The following is a 22,346-nucleotide window of genomic DNA, read 5'->3' on the forward strand; positions in this document are numbered from 1 at the left end:
TTAATCTAAATCTTCAATTAATTCTACTTCAACGCCTGCTTTTCTTAAAAAATCAACTCCAGATGTATCTTTATATTCTTGATAATATACCACTCTTTTGATTCCCGATTGGTGAATTAATTTGCTACAATCTTTACAAGGTGAAAGTGTGATATATAATGTTGCATCTTCACATGATTGAGTAGAACGAGCCACTTTTAAAATAGCATTTGCCTCTGCATGAAGCACATACCATTTAGTAACATTATGATCATCTTCACAACAATTCTCAAATCCAGATGGCGTACCATTATATCCATCCGAAATAATCATTTTATTTTTTACAATAATTGCGCCAACTTTTTTGCGTTGACAATAGGATAAATTTCCCCATTCTTTAGCAATTCGTAAATAAGCTTTATCGTATTTTTCTTTTTTTTCTTTTTTCATTATCTGTTCCAAATTTCGCTTTCAATTAGCATTGGCAAAACTACACCAATTATAAATGCAGATAGTACTAAAGCCCAATCTCTTTTAGAAAATCTAAAAAATGTTTGCACGATGTAAGATATAATTAATACCACCAAAACCACAATTACTTGAGCGGCTTCAATGCCAACAGCGAATTCCAATAGTGGCAAAAGTTTGTCAGTAGCATTTCCTGGTAAAATAGTTTTGAAGTAATTAGAAAAACCAAGTCCGTGAATAATTCCGAAAAATAAAGTTACTATAGCCACAAAAGTAATACTTTCGTTTTTTGAAGATTTACCTGCAGTAAATAAATGAAAAACAGCTGTTATTAAAATGGTTATAGGAATTAAAAATTCTACCAAACTTGCTTGAATTTGAACTACTCCATACACAGAAATCAACAAAGCCAAAGTGTGTCCTAATGTAAATAAAGAAACTAAAATTAAAACTTTTGTCCAGTCTTTAAAGGCATAAGGCACCATTAAAGCAATCAAGAACAAAACGTGATCGTAGGCATTAATATCTAAAACATGCTTAAGACCAATATTAAAATACAACCAAAATTCTGACATAGCGATACTATTTATTGGGGAATTCAAACTTACAATTTATTTTTAGAAGTTGACAAAATCTTTCAGAAAAGCTTGTGAAATTGTTTCCAAAAAAAAGATTTTTTGTGTAATTTTGCACAATATAAAAAACAATCAACATGTCAATTTCAGATTTATTCGATAGTGGTTTTAGAAATAGAAATAAAGGTCACTTTTCAGCAATTGTAAGAGTTGCTTTGTCTGACGGAGCAATTTCTCAAGAGGAAAAACAATTTTTAGACAAATTAGCTATCAAATTAGAAATTTCTCAAGCAGAGTATGAAGAAATTTTAGAAAATCCTTTAAAATATCCAGTAAACCCACCATTAATGCATACGCACCGCTTAGAGCGTTTGTATGATTTAGCAAGAATGGTTTACACTGACGAGCATGTAATGGCTGAAAAAGAGCATAATTTATTAACTCGTTTTGCTTTGGCTTTAGGATTTACAGCTGGTAATGTAAATTATATTGTGGACAAAGCATTAAAATTAGTAGACATGAATGTAGATTTAGATACATTCACTTACGAAATGCAACACATGAACAGATAATTCAAACTGTTTTAAAATACAAAAGCACAAACTCATTAGAATTTGTGCTTTTTTGATTTTATCAATTTAAATAATTTATTTCGCCTTTGACATAAATTCTTCTGCCTTTTCAACCATTTCTTTGTTTCCACAGAAAAAAGGAACCCTTTGATGAAGTTCAGTTGGCTGAATCTCCATAATTCTTTTAAAACCATCCGATGCTTTTCCGCCTGCTTGCTCAGCTATAAATGCCATTGGATTACACTCGTATAACAAACGTAACTTTCCATTTGGTGTTTTTGAAGTAGTTGGATACAAATAAATCCCACCTTTAATCATGTTTCTATGAAAATCTGACACTAAACTTCCTATATAGCGAGAAGTATAAGGTCTGTCTCCTTCTTCTAACTGACAATATTTAATATAATCTTTTACGCCTTGTGGGAAATGAACATAATTTCCTTCATTGATAGAATAGATTTTTCCGTTTTCAGCATATTTCATATTTGGGTGCGACAAATAAAAAGTTCCTATAGCTGGATTCAATGTAAATCCGTTTACACCATGACCTGTTGTATAAACTAACATGGTTGACGTTCCATAAATCACATAACCAGCTGCCACTTGATTGATTCCTGGTTGCAAGAAATCTTCAATAGTTACTGGAGTTCCCACAGGTGTAATTCTTCTAAAAACCGAAAAAATTGTTCCAACAGAAACATTTACATCAATATTAGAAGATCCATCCAACGGATCCATCAAAACCACATATTTGTTATTATGTGAATTATCCGAACCAGCAACAGTAATGAAATCATCATTTTCTTCCGAACCAATCCCGCAAACAATTTCACGATTAATTAAGGTTTGAATAAAAACCTCATTCGCATAAACGTCTAATTTTTGTTGATCTTCTCCTTGAATATTTTGCTCTCCGGCTGCACCAACAATATCAACTAAACCTGCCTTATTAACTTTATAATTAACTACTTTTGCAGCCAAACGAATAGAGTTAATAATACGCGATAATTCTCCTGTTGAGTACTGAAACGAATTTTGATGTTCAATAATAAATTCGCCTAATGTTCTATTTCTTTCTTCCATTACGAAAACGTTGTAGTTGTGTTTGTGGCACAAATATCGTGAATTTTGTTAAAAGAGCATATTAATTTGAAAAGATGTTTAACTTAATTTTACTTTTGTAAAAAAATACAAAAATGATCATCCGAAAAGCCTTGAAAAAAGATATGCCATCTGTACTAGAATTGATACAAGAATTAGCTATTTTTGAAAAAGAACCTGATGCAGTTGTAGTAACTGTTGATGATCTGGTTCGTGATGGTTTTTCTGAAAATCCGCTTTTTCAATGTTTTGTTGCTGAAGTTGATAACGAAATAATCGGAATGGCTTTGTTTTATTATCGATATTCAACTTGGAAAGGCAAAACCATTCATTTAGAAGATTTAATTGTAAAAGAAAACAAACGCGGAACAGGTGCTGGCTTTTCGCTTTACAAAGAAATCATCAAACAAGGAAAAGCAGAAAATGTCCGTAGAATCGAATGGAATGTCTTAGATTGGAACACACCAGCTATTGATTTCTATGAAAAATCGGGTGCTAAAGTTTTAGGCGATTGGCGTGTGGTGCATATGGACGACAAAGGAATTGAACAATTTTTAAACACAACTATATAATACTTCAAAATGAAAATTTTTAAATTTGGAGGTGCATCGGTTAAAGATGCCGAAGGCGTAAAAAACGTATTACACGTTTTAAACATGGTAGGACACGAAGATGTTTTATTGGTAATTTCTGCAATGGGAAAAACCACAAATGCTCTAGAAGTGGTAATCAAAAACTATTTTGAAAAGTCAAAAGAATTAAATGCTTCCCTTCAAGAGGTTCGAAAGTACCACAACCAAATTTTATTAGATTTATTTGAGGACGAAGAACACGATGTGTTTTTTGATGTAACTGCTCATTTTGATGATTTGGAATATTTTATTCGCAGTAACAAATCACCAAATTATAGTTTTGTTTATGACCAAGTGGTAAGCGTAGGAGAATTAGTATCAACCACAATAGTAAGTCACTATTTCAATTACAAAGGATTGAAAAACAATTGGATTGATGTGCGTCCGTTGATTAAAACTGATAACAATTACCGTGATGGGCAAGTAGACTGGGAAACTACTCAAAAATTAATTCCAAAAGGAGTTAAAAAGAAAACATTAAACATCACTCAAGGATTTTTAGGTTCAGATGAAAATAATTTTACGACTACTTTAGGTCGTGAAGGTTCAGATTATACAGCTGCAATTTTTGCTTATTGTTTAGGTGCCGAAAGCGTTACCATTTGGAAAGACGTTCCTGGAGTTTTAAATGCTGATCCAAGATATTTTGAAAACGCGGTTTTATTAAACCAAATTTCGTACAGAGAAGCGATTGAGTTAGCGTTTTACGGAGCTTCGGTTATTCACCCAAAAACGTTACAACCTTTACAAAAAAAAGAAATCCCGTTGTTTGTAAAATCATTTATCAACCCAACATTACCGGGAACTAGCGTTTCAAAAGGTGCCGATTTAGAACCACACACACCTTGTTTCATTGTAAAGAAAAACCAGTTGTTATTATCGTTATCGTCTATTGATTTCGACTTTATAATGGAAAATCACATCAGTGAAATCTTTGCTTTATTTGCAAAATTCAAAGTGAAAGTGAATTTAATTCAAAACACTGCGATTAGTTTCTCGGTTTGTATCGAAGACAAATACAACAGCTTTGAAGAGTTACGAAAAGTATTAGCTAAAAAATTCAAAGTTTCTTATAACGAAAACGTATCACTTTACACTATAAGACATTTTGACGAAAACGCTGCAAAAGTCGTAGAAACTAATAAAACAATATTGTTGCGACAAATTTCGAGAGAAACGATGCAGGTTATAACGAAGGAATAAAATGAAAGAAATATTAAAACACCTGAATTGGAAGCATATTCTATTGCACTTTATTGCAACATGGTTTTTTATTCATTCGTTTTATATTCTATCTTATTTACATGACATTGAATTCACAGAATTCATCATAAAAAACAGAAACGAAATGCCCGTTTTTGAAGAAGTCCCATTTGATACAAAAAGAATGAGTGATTTTTTTATGATAACTGGAGTTTCAAAATTTATCGGTTTACTGGTCGCTTTTATAATTTCGTTTAGCATTTCTATTTACAGAAAATGGTTTTGGTTAAATTCTGTTTTGGCCTTGTTGATTGCTTTTCTATTATTTAAATTAGACTTATTACTTTGGGATTATTTGAGAATAGTTTTTAGATTCACAGGAGGATTTATGCCAAATGTAATTCTAGATTTTTTATTTGATGGTTTAGTAATGCTATTTTTGGGATTATTGCTTTTCTTCTATAAAAAATCGACTCAAATAATAAATTATAAAAAACATATAATTCCCACACAATCTTGTCATTCCGAAGCATGAAAAATCTCATAATGTGACGTTTCCCTACGTTAACATGACAAGATTGTGTTTTTTACTTTTCAAGAAAATAACTCTAAACTTTCCAACAATAAATACTACTTTTGAAGATTCGGAGTTATAGTATTTATGCAAAAAATTGTTTTTTTAGCGGGATTTCTGTTTTGTGTTTTGGGCGGTTTTGCTCAGGAAACGCTACAACCGTATCCAACTAAAAAAATTGCGTTTTCAAAAGATACAATTTCAATTGAAAAGTTCAGTTTAAATAATTCCTTTTTTGAAATTAAAGACAAAAGCGGAAAAGTCATTGATACGAGCTTCTACAAAGTAAATTTCCAAAAAGGAACCTTAGTTTTTACAAAAGAAATCACAACTTCCGATTCGTTAGTAGTTCGCTATTCAAAATTTCCAGAGTTTTTAACTAAAACGTATTCTATTTATGATGACGACAAAGTGGTTTCAAACGAAGCTGGAAAATTAATCGTTTTCAAAAAAGACAAAAACACAAAATTCAAACCTTTCGATGGATTAAATACTTCTGGAAGTATTACACGAGGCATAACCGTTGGCAACAATCAAAATACGGTGGTGAATTCAAATTTAGATTTGCAAATCACAGGGAAAATCTCGGAAAAAGTGAGTTTACGAGCTTCCATTCAAGATAGTAACATTCCGCTGCAAGAAGGTGGTTATTCGCAAAAACTAGATGAATTTGATCAAATCTTCATCGAATTATTTTCCGATAAATGGAATATTCGCGCTGGTGATTTATTTCTGGAAAATAGAAAATCAGCTTTCCTTAATTTCAACAAAAAAGTACAAGGCTTATCAACTCATTTTACCTTTGGAACACCTGATAAAAAAACAGAAGTAGTTGCTTCTGGAGCTTTGGTGCGTGGACAATATGCTCGCAGTGCTTTTGTAGGTCAAGAAGGAAATCAAGGACCATATAAATTACGAGGAAATAACAACGAATTGTATGTTTTAGTGATTTCAGGTTCAGAACGTGTTTACGTGAACGGGATTTTGAAAACGCGTGGAGAAAACAACGATTATATCATAGATTACAATGCCGGAGAAATCATTTTTACTTCTTTATTTCCGATTACTTCCGAAATGCGAATCAACGTAGAATATCAATATACCGATAGAAATTTTACCCGATTTATTACTTACGGAGGAATTTCGCACGAGCGAGAAAATTGGCAAATTGGTGGTTATGTGTATTCGGAAAGCGATGTGAAAAATCAGCCGTTGCAACAAAATTTATCTTCGGAACAAATTGATATTTTGCAAAACGCTGGCGATGATATTTCTCAAATGAACGGACCTTCAGCGTATTTAGACACCTATTCCGAGAATAAAATTCTGTACAAAAAAGTAATTATTGGTGCGGCTGAAGTTTTTGAATATTCGAATAATCCAACTGATGAATTGTACAATGTGCGATTTTCATTAGTGGGAAACAATCAAGGAAATTATGTTTTGGTCAACAATCAAGCCGTTGGAAAAATTTATGAATATGTTGCGCCAATTGGCGGAATTCCGCAAGGAAATTATGAACCGATTGTTCGTTTGATTGCGCCAACAAAAATTCAAATGGCAACGATTTTAGGAAAATACAATCCGAGTGAGAAAACGCTTTTAGATTTTGAAGTAGCATTAAGTAACAGCGATCAAAATTTATATTCGAATTTAGACGACAATAATAACAAAGGTTTTGCCGGAAAATTCAATGGTAAACAACGTCTTTTTAATGGTAAAACCAAAATTGATGCCTTTGCGAATTATCAGTTGGTGCAAGAAAACTTCAAAACCATTGAACGTTTGTACAACATCGAATTTAATAGAGATTGGAACATTACTTCTACTTTTTTTGGTAATCAAAGCTTTTTGACTTCGGGATTGGATTTTAATTTCAATAACAAAGGAAAAGCGCTTTATCAGTTTGAAAATTTAACTTTTGGCGATACTTTTTCAGGAAATAAACACACTTTATCCGGAAGATATGCTACGAAAAATTGGATGATTTGGAGTAATTCGAGCGTAATGAAAAGCGATTCCGAACTTTCAAATTCATCATTTTCTAGAAGTGAAAATCGTTCGTCGTATAAATTTGGTAAAAATTGGGTTGGTGCGACAGTAAATTTGGAAAATAATTCCGAAAAACTAAAAGCAACTAGTACATTTTCGGCCTTGAGCCAACGCTTTTTAGAATATGGTGCTTTTGTAGGAAGAGGCGATTCTACGAAGGTTTTTGTGGAATTGGGATTTTTACAACGCCAGAATGATAGTTTGCAAAACAACCGAATTGAGCGCGTAAATCATTCGAATTCGTATTACTTAAAATCGCAATTAATTAAAACCGAAAAAAGCAATTTGAGTATCTTTTTGAATTATAGAACATTGAAATATGAAGATTCCAATTTAAAAGACGAACCTTCGTTAAATTCACGAATTTTGTATTCCGATAGATTTTTTGGACAATTAATTCAGACTACAACTGCTTACGAAACCAGTTCAGGTACGATTGCTCAACAAGAATTTACCTATTTAGAAGTAGAACCAGGACAAGGCGTTTACATGTGGAATGATTATAATGGCAATGGAATTCAGGAATTGCAAGAGTTTGAAATTGCTCCATATTCTGATTTAGCGATTTACGTTCGAGTGTTTTTACCAAATCAAGTTTTTGTACGAACCCACCAAAATAAATTTTCGCAAGCTCTGAATTTCAATTTTAACCAATGGCAAAATGAAAAAGGTTTTAAGAAATTTGCTTCGCACTTTTACAATCAAACTTCGTTTTTAATTGATCGAAAAATAAAAAGAAATGGAGCAAATTTTGATTTGAATCCGTTTTCAAAAGAAGAAGATGAATTAATTGGTTTGAGCACGAATTTTAGAAATAGTTTATTTTTTAATCGAGGAAAACAAAATCATTCTACGACTTATTCGTTCTTGCTGAACGAAAGTCAAAATTTGCTTTCTGTGGGAAGCATTTCGTCTAAAAATCAATCGCATCAATTACAATATCAACATTTGGTAAAGAAAAGTTGGTTGTTTAATTTCTCTGGGAGCAAAACATCATCCCAATCTATTTCTGAAAATTATCCAAGCAGAAATTTTGAAATTAAAAGTTATAAAATTGAGCCAAAAATTGGGTATTTATTTTCTAAAAACGCAAGTTGGACTGTTTTTTACGAATACCAACAAAAAGAAAATCAAATTGGTGCATTTGAAACCTTAACCCAAACTAAATTAGGAACATCATTTATGTTTAATAGTGAAAAAGGATTTAGCATGAATGGCGAATTTTCGATGTATAACAATTCGTATGATGGAAATGCTTTATCAGCAGTAGGTTTTCAAATGTTAGAAGGCTTACAACCAGGCAAAAATAAAACGTGGCGATTGCTTTTGCAGAAAAATTTAACACAATATTTAGATATTAATATCAACTATCAAGGCAGAAATAGCGAAACTAGTAAGACCATCCATACAGGAAATATACAACTAAGAGCGTTTTTTTAGTTAATATTTAGATTAATTCTACATTTCTGCTTAATTTTACAAGCTATCCCGATAAAAAAGAACTATGTTAAAAAAAATATTATTTTTTCTGATTATAATTTCAAATGTATGTTACTCACAATTAAGTAATAAACATTGGCTACCTCCTTTGCACTCTAGAGTGAGCTCAGTTGTTCAAGAACACTATGTATATTTGTCGACTCCAGAACCAACGCCTTTTCAAGTAACAATAACTACTGGGAATGGTTCTCCTATTTCAGGCTCTCCATTTACAATATCTCAAGGAAATCCGGTTAGAGTTTATATTAACAATCAACAACCTTCTTTAATGTTCTTAGATGCAAACAATCTTAATATGGTTGTGAACAACAAAGGATTAATTTTAGAAGGCACCAAAGAATTTTACGCCAGTTTTAGGGTGAAATCTACAAATCATGCTGAAACCTTAATTTTAAAAGGGAGAGATGGCCTAGGTACAGAATTTAGATTGGGAAGTTTACCTCAAGCTTATTTAGGTGACGCTAGAAATTTTGTTGCAAGTTTTATGGCAACAGAAGACGATACCGAGATAGATGTGTCTGGATACAATACAGACGTTGTGTTTCATTCTGCTGGAAATGATATCCTTTCAAATACACAAAATTTTACATTAGATGCTGGACAAGTAGTTGTGCTTTCGGGATATTCTGATATAGCAGCAAATCTTGATGGTTTTGTCGGCGCATTAGTCACTTCAAGTAAACCAATTGTAGTTAATTCTGGAAATAGTTTGGCTGGAATGGGAACACCAGAAGATGGGCAAGATTTTACTTTAGATCAAATAGTACCTGTAGAAAAAGTAGGCACGGAATATGCGTTGGTAAGAGGAAATGGAAGTAACTTATCAGAATACCCATTAGTTATTGCAACTCAAGACAATACACAAATTTACGTAAACGGAAACACTACACCACTAATTACATTAAGCGCGGGACAATATTATTTAGTTCCTAATTCCCTTTATCAAGGAACGAATAACAAAAACATGTACATTACTAGTAATAACGCTATTTATATGTACCAAATTATTGCTGGAAGTATTAGTGATGCAACAAATGGATTGAATTTCATACCTCCATTAAGCTGTTTTTTTCAAAAATCTGTAGACTTAATACCTAGCATAGATCAAATAGGAACAGTCATTTACGATAGCGACGTTATTGCAATAACAACTAACACAGCCGTATTATCAATTAATGACACACCTGTAGCATCATTACCAGAACCTCTAATTGGAAATAATACATGGGTAACATATAAAATTGAAAACCAAACTGGAGACACTAAGATTACATCAACAGGCCCCTTAGCAGTGGGCGTTTTTGGATACAGTGGTGTTGCAGGATTTGGGGGATATTATTCTGGCTTTGGAAGCACACCTTTGGATACAGATGTGAAAATATGCTCTAATCAAACAATCAATCTTTTAGATGCAATTAATGGAAATCCTGAACCAGGTGGAACTTGGACTAGTCCGTCAGGTGGAAATCCAATTGTAAATAATACTTTTAATCCATCACAAAATATTGGAGGAGATTATTTTTACACCTTTAACAAAATATGTGATAGTTCATCTCTTGTAATTACAATTAAAGTTAATGTTACAATTGAAATAGCTCCTTTTGTTGGAACAAGTAATTCAATTTCTATTTGTGAAAATAATTCTTTAATCAATTTATTCGATTTATTAGGTCCAGGTGCAGTCTCAGGCGGGAATTGGTCTCCAAATTTAAGTTCTGGAAATGGCATATTTAACCCAAGCGTTGACTCATCTGGGATATATACTTACTCAATTCCTGGAACTGGAATTTGTGAATCATCTTTTGCTGAAATTAATGTAACCAAAAATTTAATCCCTCAAATTTTTCCTATTTCCAATTACGAATTATGTGATAATAATATAGATGGAAATGACACGAATGGATTTGTTACTTTTAATCTAACATCGAAAGATATAGAAGCAGTAGGTACTCAATCAGGAGTTGTTGCCACATACCATACAGATCCGAACGATGCTCTACTTGGCCAAAATGCTATTACGTCTATTTATACCAATGACAGAATTATCTATGTAAGATTAACTAATACAGCTACAAGTTGTTATAGTACTACTTCGTTCAATTTAATTGTAAAACCGTTACCATCGGTAAATTCAATTGTTACATTAAAACAATGTGACACTGATACTGACGCGGTTACTGATTTTAATTTAACTCAAGCAAATACAATCATTTCGACTGATTTAACAAATACTTTTACTTATCATAATAGCCAATCGGGAGCATTAAATAACAACGATTTAGTAACCAATGATATTTCACATTCAGCGGCTAATGGAAGTATTGTATGGGCAAGGATTACTAATACTTTAGGGTGTTTTAGAGTAGCTCAAGTTAATTTAATTGTTTCTGCAACTACTATTTCTCAAAATTACTCATATACTATTGAAGAATGTGATGATTATATAAGTTTAGCTGACACTGACGTTGATGGAATTGATTATTTTAATCTTACAGAAATTGAACCTTTGTTAACGGTCCTATTTCCTGTTGGTCAATCTTATACATACTCTTATTATTTAAATGAAGCTGATGCAATTAGTGAACAAAATGCGATTACTACTTTTCTAAATTTTAGAAATACCATTCCTAACAACCAAACTATTTGGGTAAGAATTGAAAGTAATTTATATGAATGTGCTGGTTTAGGGCCATTTTTAAGATTAATTGTAAACCCATTACCAGATGTTAATTTAGGTGAAAATTTTGCACTTTGCTTAGATCCAGTTACTGGAATTGGCTCTCAAATTGTTGATGCAACTCCTGCAACTTCAGGGAATTATTCTTATGTGTGGACACCCGTAAATCCATTAGGAAATTCACCTTTTTATAATATTACTGCTCCTGGAACTTATTCTGTTGTAGTAACTAATACCGTTACTAATTGTCAAAATTTTGATACAATTCTTGCTACTTTTTCATCTGAACCAGCAACATTTGATGCTAATTTAATTACTCCTGCATTTTCAAGTGGTTTGGCAACAATAGAAGCGATTGCTACTGGTGGATTTGGAGTTTATGAATATAGTTTAAATGCTATTGATTGGCAATCTAGCCCAATATTTTCTGAATTGGAAAACGGAAGTTACACTGTATATGTTAGAGACATACAAGGATGTGGGTTATTAGCTTCTGATGAAATTCAAACAATAACGTATCCAAATTATTTTACACCAAATGCAGATGGATTTAATGACACTTGGATTGTTAGCCTACCAACAGAGTATTATGGAATAATTTCTATTTATGACAGATATGGAAAATTAATTAAACAAATCAGTGCCAATGGAAATGGGTGGGATGGAACATATAATGGAAATCTACTTCCTTCTACAGACTATTGGTTCAAGGTAGAATATACAGAAAACAACAAACGTAAAGAATTTAAATCGCACTTTAGTTTAAAAAGATAATGATACTATCAGGTTCAATAAATACAGTTATACAAGACGCCGTTGCGATTATAACATTTTCGCATCCGGCAAGTAATTCTTTTCCTAGTGAATTACTACAAAAACTAACTGATGAATTTTATGAATTAGACAAAAACAAAGAAGTTGCTGTTATTGTTCTTCAAAGTGACGGCACTGGTGCTTTCTGTGCAGGAGCTTCATTTGATGAACTTCTTTTAATTTCAAATTTTGAAAATGGCAATAAGTTTTTTTCTGGTTTTGCGAATGTTATCAACTCCATGAGAAAATGTTCTAAACTTATTATTGGAAGAATCCAAGGTAAAGCTGTAGGAGGAGGAGTTGGACTAGCTGCCGCCTGTGATTATGTTTTTGCAACCGAAAAAAGCGATATCAAATTATCTGAAATAGCTATTGGAATAGGACCATTTGTAATTGAACCAGCTGTTAGTCGCAAAATAAGCAAAAGAGCTTTTTCAGAAATGACATTAACACCAACCGAATGGAAATCGGCTAAGTGGGCAAAAGATAACGGTTTGTTTTCAGAGGTTTTTAGCACATTAGAAGAATTAGATGAGAGATTAAATACATTTGTATTCGAATTATCTAACTATAATATAGAAGCATTAGAAGAAATAAAAAAAATATTCTGGGAAGGAACTGAAAGTTGGGATAACTTACTCTATGAAAGAGCAGCAATTTCAGGTAGATTAGTGCTCTCAGAATACACTAAAGAAGCATTACAAAAATTTAAAAAATGAGAAGTTTACTTATAGCTTTGCAGCAAGTTAATATTGAAGAAAAATTAAAAACAGCTCCTGATGAGAATTATCAAATCGGTGTTTTAATTGGCTCATTTGTGCCTTTCATAGTTTTGGTTGGTTTAGCCTATTTTTTATACTATCGAGCTAAAAAGAAAGAAAAAAATCTAAATAACTAACAATTATACTGATGTCAAAAATTAGAATCACCAAGCAATTTAGTTTTGAAACTGGTCATGCTTTATTTGGTTATGACGGGAAATGCAAAAATGTTCACGGACACAGCTACAAACTTTCTGTAACAGTGATTGGATCTCCAATAGCTGATACTACCAATGTAAAATATGGTATGGTTATAGATTTTGGTGATTTAAAAAAAATTGTTAAAGAACAAATTGTTGATATATTTGATCACGCTACCGTTTTTAATAAAAACACACCACATGTTGAATTAGCACACGAATTAAAAAAACGCGGTCACCATGTAATCTTAGTTGACTATCAACCCACAAGTGAGAATATGGTTATTGACTTTTCTAATAAAATTAAAAACTTATTACCTGAAAATATAAAATTACACTCATTAAGGCTACAAGAAACAGAAACTTCATTTGCGGAATGGTTTGCAAGTGATAATGACTAAAAAAAAGCCTCGCATTTGCGAGGCTTTTTATATTTATTCTTAAAACTATTTCTTTACAATTAAGAATTCACTTCTTCTATTTTGAGAATGCTCTTCTTCAGTACATTTATCACATGTAACTTTAGGCTCGCTTTCACCGAATCCTTGTCCAGAAATTCTATCCTTAGCAATTCCTTTAGAAACTAAATATTGAACTGTAGATTTTGCTCTTCTATCTGATAAGTTCAAATTATATTTATCACTACCTCTACTATCTGTATGAGATTTTGCAAAGATTACCATCGTTGGATGCTCGTTCATCACTTGAACTAACTTGTCAAGTTCAGCAGCTCCTTGCTGTGTAATATTACTTCTATTAAACTCAAAATAAATTGGCTGAAGTATAACTTCATTTTCAGTAATAATTGGCATGATTGGCTGTAATAAAGCTTCAACTACTACCTCACCACCATCAGTCTTAGCAACTTCAAACACACCACTCTCATATCCTTGTTTTGAAACTTGGAAATTGTATGGCATATTACAATTAACACCAAATGAAGTTTTTCCATCAGCACTAGTAGACTGATTACCAACAACTTTTTCTTTAGAATCAACTAATACAACTGAAGCATCACCAATTACATTGCCTGTTTTAGCATCTTTAACTAAAGCAATAGCTTGAACACCACAAACAGGATCTGCTTTATAAATATCATCGTTACCAGCTCTATTACTTGAGAAAAAACCAACTTTTTTACTTGTATTGTAAGTAAATGAAAAATCGTCTTTTTCAGTATTTACAGGTGCACCAACATTGACAGCATCAGCTCCTTTATTAAAATCAATTTTAAAAACATCTAATCCCCCAAATCCTTGTTTCCCATTTGAAGAAAAGAAAAGTATATTATCATCAGTTATAAAAGGAAAACTTTCATTTGCTTCAGTATTAACTTTTGCTCCTAAATTTTCAGGAGTCCCATATTCATCTCCATTAACAGAAACCTTCCAAATATCTTCTCCACCAAAACCACCTGGCATATTTGAAGAAAAATATAAAGTTTTACCATCTTTACTTATACTTGGGTTTCTTACGTCGTATGCCGCATTATTAAAAGGTAACGGTTTACCATTTGACCAAGAACCTCCAGCATTTGTAGCTTTATAAAGATAAATTTTGCCGAATTTTGCTTTCTTTTCTTTATCCTTTGTATACTCCTTTTCGTTGAAACTTTCACTACCATAATACATTGTATTCCCGTCTGAACTAATAGAAGCGGGACCATCATGCCATTTTGTATTCAAGTTATCAATAGCAACAGCTTCACTTATTGTACCATTTGCATTATAAGTAGCTTTGTATAAATCTAAATATGGTTCTTCATTCCAATTGCTATTTCTTCTTGAAGTATTTCTAGCACTTGAAAAATAAACGTTATTATCATTAGTCAATACAGTACCAAAATCAGTTTTATCACTACTAATGTCAGATTTTACAACATCGTATAATTTCGACTGATTTTTTAAAGTCGGTAAATAGTTAGGATTACTTGAAAAAGTCTTAGCTCTTTGATCGCTTGGAGCTAAACTTGCAAATTGTCTCATTTGCTTATCTGCTTCCGTGTAATTTCCCTCCGCCTTTAGCATTTGAGCATACTTATAATAAGTTTCTGCGTCTTGTTTTTGCTCAATTGCTTTCGCATACCACTTTACAGCTTCTTTTGTATTAAAAACGTTGTAATAACTATCTGCTAATTGTTTATATACGTAAGTATCTGCTTTACCACTTTCAGTAAGTTTTAAATACTCTTTAGCTGCATCTACATACTCGTATCTATCGAATAGTTTGTCTGCAACTTTGGTGTCTTTGTTTTGTGCACTAAGTAAACCACTTGCGATTACAAAACTCAATGTTAAATATATTTTTTTCATGTCGTTATCGCTTTTAGGTTAGAAAAATCTTGGTGAACTTGATACTTTTTTCGGGAAGTTCAAATCAAACAACAAGATAATCTCATGTGAGGATGGAGTTGTTACATTCAAATCCGATACTATATGATCATATGCATAACCTAATTTAACATTAGGGGTAATTGCATAGTTTACCATAGCTCCAAAACTATCATCTAAACGATATGTTACACCTGCTTCAAACTTTTGATTGAATAAAAAGTTTGTAGACAAATCTAAAGATGAAGGTGCATTAAATGCAGATTTTAACATGAAGAAAGGTTTGAATTTGATATTTTCAGAAACATCAAATACATAACCTCCAGTTAAAAAATAATGTGAGGTTTCAGAACCAAATTCTCTTCCATTAAAATCTAAATGCTTTGACTTAATCATATTTGGAACAGATAATGCTAAATAATACTTGTTTGTATAATAGAAAAATCCAGCTCCCATATTCAAGTAAGAATTATTTGTATCTTCTGAAAATGCTGGGTCATTTGGCTGAGGAAGTGTATTATAAATATCACTATACAAAGCAACATTGTGTAATGTTATACCTGTTTTTAAACCGAATGCTAATTTATGTTCACCTCCTAAATTTAAAGTATAAGAGAAATCAGCATAAATATTATTCTCTTCAACTGGTCCAATTTTATCAGAAATAACAGATAATCCTAAACCTACATTTTTACCTACTGGCGCATGACCTGATAATGTTGCAGTTGTTGGAGCGTCTTCAATTTCTACCCATTGTTTACGATACAACATACCGATTGATAAATTTTCTTTACTTCCAGCATAAGCTGGATTGATAACATTCATATTATACATGTATTGTGTATAATGTGGATCTTGTTGTGCGTGTAAATCCACTACGGTGGCAATTACTACTAAAGCTACTAAATATAGTTTCTTCATTATTTTTGATTTTTAAAGCTGGCTGCCTCAAATTTGAAGCAGCCTACTTTTTTAATTATTGCTCTCTATTAATATATACCCAACCTGTTTTTGCAGGTAAGTCGTTAAATTCTATAACATAATAGTAAGTTCCATCAGGAAGCTCATTTCCATTGTCTGATTGACCATACCATTCGTTTTCATATCCAGATTTGCTGTAAACGATTGTTCCATAACGATTGAATATTTCAACTTTTCTAATATCATATCCTGATAAATCCCAAGTATCATTTTTAGTATCATTATTTGGAGAAATTCCTTTAGGTATTTCACAATTAATAACAACAACATCTAAAGTAGTAGATGAAGCACATATTGATGCATCAGGAGTAAAAGTATAGGTAGTAGTACCTACAGCTGAGGTGTTAATAGCTGCTGGAGACCAAGTTCCTGCATAACCTTCAATTGAAGTTACTGGTAAAGTAACATCTAAAGAACCAATACATAAATCAAGAATAGGATTAAATGTTGGCGTTTCTCTATTAATTACAGTTACTACTAACGTTCCTACTGCAGCACATTGTCCCGCATCTGGAGTAAATGTATAAGTCGTATTCCCTACTAATGCACTATCAATAGTTGATGGCGACCACGTACCTGTATATCCTTCAACAGAAGTAGCAGGAAGTGCAGGTGATACTGAATTTTCACAAACATCACCAAGACTATTAAAAGTAGAACTATTTAGTGGTGAAATAACAATATTTGCTGTACTTGTACCAGCGTTGGTACAGTTAGCAGCATCAGCAGCAACTGAATAAGTAACCACATAAGAACCTACAGTACTATTTGATAAATCAATTTCACCCGTAACGCTATTTATTGCTAAACCAGTTGTAGATGAATATGTACCTCCATTAGCAAAACCAGCCGCTGAAGTATCAGGCAAAGGGTTTGTTGTACTAGAAATACATACTGGAGTAGTATATGAGAATGTAACTACAGGATTTGTATATACAACAGGGTTAATTGTAAATGTTAATGGTTGAGAAAAACATCCTGTCATTAAATCATGAGCTACTAAAGTGTGGGTTCCCGGTACAACACCTGTAAATGTAACATTAGATTGAGTTGTTGTTCCGTCTAAAATATATTCATAATTAGAAACATATAAACTATAGAAACCAACATCTCCATAAACTTCAGGATCTAAAGCTGTCCAATCAGCAGGATTCCATGTTGTAGATGGTAATGTTGCAGAATTAAGTCTTCTATAAACATATCCAACACCATTACTTGGAGTAAATGGAGTTCCATCAGAAGTTCCCCATACATCAAGTTCTACATCTGCAATAGTTGCAAGAGCAATTTTATCATTATTATTTACACCATTACATGTAGTATATGTTAAATCTGGAACAATACCTGTGATATTAGCACTATTACTTAATTTTACTACTACAACATCATTGTTTGCAATGGTTCCACTTAAAGTAATATTACAAGCAGCTGATGGAGTTGGATTACCATTAGTCATAATTTTCAACTTGTAATTAGCTAAATTTTTAGCACTTCCAGTACCATTGTAAATTTCCACATAAGTTAAAGATCCTGTTTGTGCATCGGTTACCTCAGAAATAAATAAATCCGAAGGAAAGTTTAATTGTAAATTAAGTGGTGAAATTACATCAAAAGTTGCTGTTTGATTAGAACATACTGGCTGAGCCGTAACATTAATAGTTGGGACAGCAATAGTCGTAACAACTACTGTTGAAGTCTGAGTAAGTGGCACTGTACAACTTGTACTTGCAACACTAGTTAAAGCAACAACTACATCAGCAGCTGGAGTTACTTGAGTAATTGTGTAAGTACCCGTAGCACTCAAAACAGCTGTTTGAGGAGATCCCCCATTAATTGTATATGTAACAGTTGCATTTGGAGTTCCTGTGATTGTAAATTCAGCATTTCCAATACCGATACAAATATTTCCATCTACTGCTGCAATAGAAGCTGTAGGTAACGGATTAACTACAACCGTATATGACGTTCCTAGTGTAGTAGTACAAGCGCCATTATTAATTTGACTTAATGCTAAAACAACATTTCCTACAGCTGGATTATTTACAGTAATTGTAGCTACACCTGTTCCATCTACATTTAACACTAATGGAAGACCAGCATTTATTGTATAATTAATTGTTGTATTTGGACTAGATATTATAGTAAATACAGCATTATTCCCAAAACAAACTGCTGGATTAAGTACACTTGTAATAGTTGGAATTGGATTAACAAGAACCGATAAAGTTCCTGAATTATTAACACATTGCCCTGCAGCAGGAACAAAGTTTAATGTATATGTACCCGCAACTGAAGAATCAAATGTTGTAACAGGATTACCTCCTAATGTCCAACTTCCAGGGAATCCTTCAATAGAAGTTGATGGTAAAGTAACTGTATCACCAACACAGAAAGGTCCAATTGGCGCGAACGTTGGAACATAAACAGGATCTACTAATGTTATTTGAGTAGCACTTGTAAATGTACATCCATTAACTACAAAGCTAAAGTTATTATAAACTCCTGCATTAAGACCAATTAAATTAATTTCTCCTGATACGTTAGCAGTATAATTTGCAGGTCCAACTACTACAGTATCATCTGAATAAGTTACACTGTAAGTAACATTAGGAGTAAATCCACTTATTGTGATTGTACCCTCAGTACCATTACATGTTGTTGGGTTAGTAGAAACTAATACTGGGTTAGACTGTATAGAGAAAGTAGCTGAATAATTTGCTCCTGCATTGTTAACAAATATAGTATCATCACATTGAGCAGGATTATCATTATCTCCAGTAACGTCAAAGAAAACTTCAATTCTATAATTTCCTGGAGCAAATGTTGTTAAATCAACTGGAGATTCTGAATCAGATAATATTTCTTGCCATTTTTGATCTCCTGGGTCACATGAACCTCCAGTAGGGAATGTTCCAGCACCACAGTTATCAAAGAAAGGTAGATTTATTACTGTGAACGCTCCTGGTGTAGCAGAAACTTCATAAACTCTATAATTTAAACGAGCACTACAAACATTTGAAGTTGCTGTTTTAAATGTTTTTAATTCAGCACCTCTAAAAATTAAATTTCCAGAATTTTGAACATAGTTCCCTAAGTCAGAACTTGGGAATACATTCGCAACAGGACCGATAATATCAGTACCTGAACCTGTAATATTAAAGAAATCACCATCTGTTGCTGAATTTGTACAATTTTCAATCCAAGCTGCAGTTGCAAAAGCATTAAAAGTACATGTCGCTAATACTTCAACATAAACTGAATTTGTAGTAGCACATTGTCCAGCATTTGGAGTGAACACATACGTTCCAGAAGCTGTATTACTAACTACTGCTGGTGACCATGTTCCTGTAATACCATTATTTGATGTTGTTGGCAATACTGGCGCTACATCTCCTGAACAAATTGGAGAAGGCGTAATAAAAGAAGGTATTGTTTGATCTAAAACGGTTACATCTAAACTAACAACTGTTCCACACTGACCTGCAGTCGGTGTAAACACATAAGTTGCAGAATTTAGATTATCAACAACCGCTGGTGACCATGTTCCTGTAACACCATTGTTAGATGTTGTCGGTAAAACTGGTGCAGTATCTCCAAAACATATTGGTGCAGGTTGTGTAAATGTTGGTGTCACTACATCTAAAACAGTAATTACTGTTGATTTAATAGTAGAACACAGTGCATTTGTATCTGTTGATTGAACTGTAACTGTGTATGTTCCAGGAGCTGGAGGTGTAAACACAACTGAAGTTCCTGTTAAAGCACTTAATCCAGTAGCTGGAGACCAGTTATATACTCCATTACCTCCACCAGCTGTAAGTGTTAATGTTTGGCCCATACACATAGTTGGAGTATCTGGTGTTAAAGTTACATCCGTAATTGCAGAACCCCCTGATGTTAATGTTACCGAATAGTCACAAACTGCTCCAGCAAAACCATCAATCATTAAGAAATAATTTTGTCCTGGAATAAGTCCTGTAAAAGTCAAAGCATTTAACCCCGGAGCCATATTACCAAAACAACCTAAACTTGTTACTGCTCCAGAACCACATGTTGGAGTAGTAAATATCATAAATTGAATTCCACTTCCATTAGTACAGTTTCCAACATTAACATTCATTGAAATTGAAGTGGAAGCTGCTTGGAATGTTAAGAATGAATTATTTTCTATTGATCCACAAAAAGCAGTATCTAATGCTCCCCATGAGTCATCTCCATATGTTGATGAAGTATTTCCACAATAACCATCTAAGTTACACACTGGTGCAGCTGTTGCACAAATATCTCCTGCTGGAGTTGAACCATTACAACCTGGAAATAATGTATTAAATGCTCTTGGTCCTGACCAAAAACTTACTCCATCTGTTGAACCACAATCAGATAGCACATAAAACTCATAAGAGGTATTCGGCGTTAAATTTGTAACAGTAAATGTACTCGTTGGAGCCATAATTATCGTTGAGGTACCTGTTGGATAACCTAAAGCCACTGGTTGAACCACAATTTGCCATCCACCAACTGGAGGAGTAATATTATTATCAATCCACGATAGAGTTGCACTATCAGAAGTTATATTTGTAACAGTAAGTCCTGAAGGTTGCACACAAGCTGGCGGAGGTCCACATGTTACATTGGCTGTCCAACCTGGATTTGTAACTGAAGTATCACTTCTAAACACAAATGTCAAACACCCTGAAGGATGAGTCGATGTAAATGGCCCTGGAACTGTTGTTCCCCACCAACCACCTGCCAAACCACCAGGTACGTTTCCTGCTCCATTGGTACTTGCAATCAATGGAGATGCAGTAGATGGACCATCGTACACATACAAAGCATCCCAAGTTGCCTCAGTGTTAAAAGATGTAAAAAATACTGTTACCATATCTCCTGCTGTTGTAGGACATATTGTTGTTGTAATATTTTCACTATTTGAATATGCTCCAGAAGCCCCTCCAGAATCTATAAAGTTACCTCCACAACCAGGTGGAAGAGCGGAAGTTTGAAAATTACCTACAGCTGACCATGCACTTGGATTATCTGCCGCACATAACGTTCTTACATAAAAACTATAATTTGTTAATGGGTTAAGAGGAGATATTACAAAGTTTGTATTAGTTGCTGCAGAAACTATTGTTCCTGTACCTTGAACAAAACCTGCTGGCCCATATTCAATTTCCCATGGCCCAGTATTTGGACTTGTCCAAGATAAAGATGCCGAAGTAGCCAATGGTGTTGCAGTTAATGCTGTATTAACTTGACAAATTGGATCTAGATTAATATTATCTACCAACCATCTATCTCCATTGTCATTTTCCATAACAAAAGCGATATAAACATTTTGACCCGCATAAGCACTTAGGTTTACAAATTTTTGTTCATAAACGTTATACGTTGTCACTAGATCAGCCTCTGTCCAAGTTTGAACAGTAGTAAAAGAAGCTGCTGTAGTTTGTGAAGTTGTAGAAACCCGAATAGTATAAATACTACCAAAGTTCCCATTTTGAGTTTTTCTTGTGTAAAAACGCAACTGCCCATTTGCAGGCACCGTAGTTACAGGCGACACTAACCAATCTAAAGCAGTTGTACCATCAGTAACATTTTCTCTATTCAAAAATGCTGCTTTAGCTCCCGCATAAACTAATGTGGCGTTTGTCGTCTCATTCCACTGTTGAGCTAATCCAATTCCATTGTCGAATCTTGCCCAACCAGCTGGCGGGAAAGATGCATTTTCAAAACCTTCAGGAAACTGTGCGTAACTGAAGATAGTGAAGAACGACATGAAAAAAAGTAAAAGTTTTTTCATTATGTTATTTTTTTGTTATGGTTTGATTAATTTCTCAAAATTAAATAAATCATATCAAAAACAAAACTCTATCGATTAAATGATGTCTTTTATCGACAAATTACACATAATGATGCTTAAATGTT

At 33.1% G+C, this 22,346-nt stretch carries 15 protein-coding genes; 9 read left to right on the forward strand and 6 right to left on the reverse strand.

Annotation, left to right across the window (positions count from 1 at the left end):
- The gene (locus tag VK164_RS08440; protein WP_324208920.1) at positions 1–429 is read right to left on the reverse strand and encodes a dCMP deaminase family protein; all 429 of its coding nucleotides are present in this window, start codon (positions 427–429) and stop codon (positions 1–3) included.
- Positions 429–1,022 carry a HupE/UreJ family protein gene (locus tag VK164_RS08445; RefSeq protein WP_324208921.1) on the reverse strand — a complete coding sequence of 198 codons (594 nt, stop codon included), beginning with the start codon at positions 1,020–1,022 and terminating at the stop codon, positions 429–431. The genes VK164_RS08440 and VK164_RS08445 overlap by 1 nt, the downstream gene beginning before the upstream one ends.
- A 137-nt stretch (positions 1,023–1,159) precedes the next feature.
- On the opposite strand from VK164_RS08445, the gene VK164_RS08450 reads away from it, so the two are divergent.
- Positions 1,160–1,594 carry a TerB family tellurite resistance protein gene (locus VK164_RS08450; RefSeq protein WP_324208922.1) on the forward strand — a complete coding sequence of 145 codons (435 nt, stop codon included), beginning with the start codon at positions 1,160–1,162 and terminating at the stop codon, positions 1,592–1,594.
- Positions 1,595–1,669: 75 nt separating this feature from the next.
- Here VK164_RS08450 and fbp read toward each other — a convergent pair whose 3' ends face one another.
- Entirely contained in the window at positions 1,670–2,677 is a 1,008-nt protein-coding gene (gene fbp / locus VK164_RS08455; protein ID WP_324208923.1) for a class 1 fructose-bisphosphatase, read from the reverse strand.
- Positions 2,678–2,790: 113 nt separating this feature from the next.
- Between fbp and VK164_RS08460 the strand changes: the two genes are divergently transcribed.
- From VK164_RS08460 to VK164_RS08495, 8 genes are all read left to right on the forward strand, one after another.
- Positions 2,791–3,267: a GNAT family N-acetyltransferase gene (locus tag VK164_RS08460; protein ID WP_324208924.1), complete on the forward strand. Its 477-nt coding sequence runs from the start codon at positions 2,791–2,793 to the stop codon at positions 3,265–3,267.
- Positions 3,268–3,276: 9 nt separating this feature from the next.
- Entirely contained in the window at positions 3,277–4,530 is a 1,254-nt protein-coding gene (locus VK164_RS08465) for an aspartate kinase (RefSeq protein WP_324208925.1), read from the forward strand.
- Position 4,531: 1 nt separating this feature from the next.
- Positions 4,532–5,065: a hypothetical protein gene (locus tag VK164_RS08470; protein WP_324208926.1), complete on the forward strand. Its 534-nt coding sequence runs from the start codon at positions 4,532–4,534 to the stop codon at positions 5,063–5,065.
- Positions 5,066–5,191: 126 nt separating this feature from the next.
- A complete protein-coding gene (locus tag VK164_RS08475) occupies positions 5,192–8,596 on the forward strand; it encodes a hypothetical protein (protein WP_324208927.1) in 3,405 nt (1,134 codons plus the stop codon).
- A 160-nt stretch (positions 8,597–8,756) separates the two neighbouring features.
- Positions 8,757–12,107 (forward strand): T9SS type B sorting domain-containing protein, encoded by a 3,351-nt coding sequence (locus tag VK164_RS08480; RefSeq protein WP_324208928.1) that lies wholly within the window; start codon positions 8,757–8,759, stop codon positions 12,105–12,107.
- A complete protein-coding gene (locus tag VK164_RS08485) occupies positions 12,107–12,865 on the forward strand; it encodes an enoyl-CoA hydratase/isomerase family protein (RefSeq protein ID WP_324208929.1) in 759 nt (252 codons plus the stop codon). Before VK164_RS08480 ends, VK164_RS08485 begins: the two co-directional genes overlap by 1 nt.
- Positions 12,862–13,044, forward strand: a complete 183-nt coding sequence (locus VK164_RS08490) for a hypothetical protein (protein WP_324208930.1) — start codon at positions 12,862–12,864, stop codon at positions 13,042–13,044. The genes VK164_RS08485 and VK164_RS08490 overlap by 4 nt, the downstream gene beginning before the upstream one ends.
- Before the next feature lie 11 nt (positions 13,045–13,055).
- Entirely contained in the window at positions 13,056–13,508 is a 453-nt protein-coding gene (locus VK164_RS08495; RefSeq protein ID WP_324208931.1) for a 6-carboxytetrahydropterin synthase, read from the forward strand.
- Positions 13,509–13,553: 45 nt separating this feature from the next.
- Here VK164_RS08495 and VK164_RS08500 read toward each other — a convergent pair whose 3' ends face one another.
- Genes VK164_RS08500 through VK164_RS08510 form a run of 3 tightly spaced genes read right to left on the reverse strand, consistent with a single transcriptional unit; the run spans position 13,554 to position 22,221 of the window.
- A complete protein-coding gene (locus VK164_RS08500; RefSeq protein WP_324208932.1) occupies positions 13,554–15,419 on the reverse strand; it encodes an OmpA family protein in 1,866 nt (621 codons plus the stop codon).
- A gap of 18 nt (positions 15,420–15,437) precedes the next feature.
- A complete protein-coding gene (locus tag VK164_RS08505; RefSeq protein ID WP_166236934.1) occupies positions 15,438–16,358 on the reverse strand; it encodes a PorP/SprF family type IX secretion system membrane protein in 921 nt (306 codons plus the stop codon).
- 55 nt (positions 16,359–16,413) lie between these two features.
- Positions 16,414–22,221 (reverse strand): gliding motility-associated C-terminal domain-containing protein, encoded by a 5,808-nt coding sequence (locus VK164_RS08510; RefSeq protein WP_324208933.1) that lies wholly within the window; start codon positions 22,219–22,221, stop codon positions 16,414–16,416.
- Between the last annotated feature and the right edge of the window lie 125 nt (positions 22,222–22,346).

Origin of the sequence: Flavobacterium sp. (assembly GCF_035299005.1) — a bacterium.
Lineage (GTDB): Bacteria > Bacteroidota > Bacteroidia > Flavobacteriales > Flavobacteriaceae > Flavobacterium.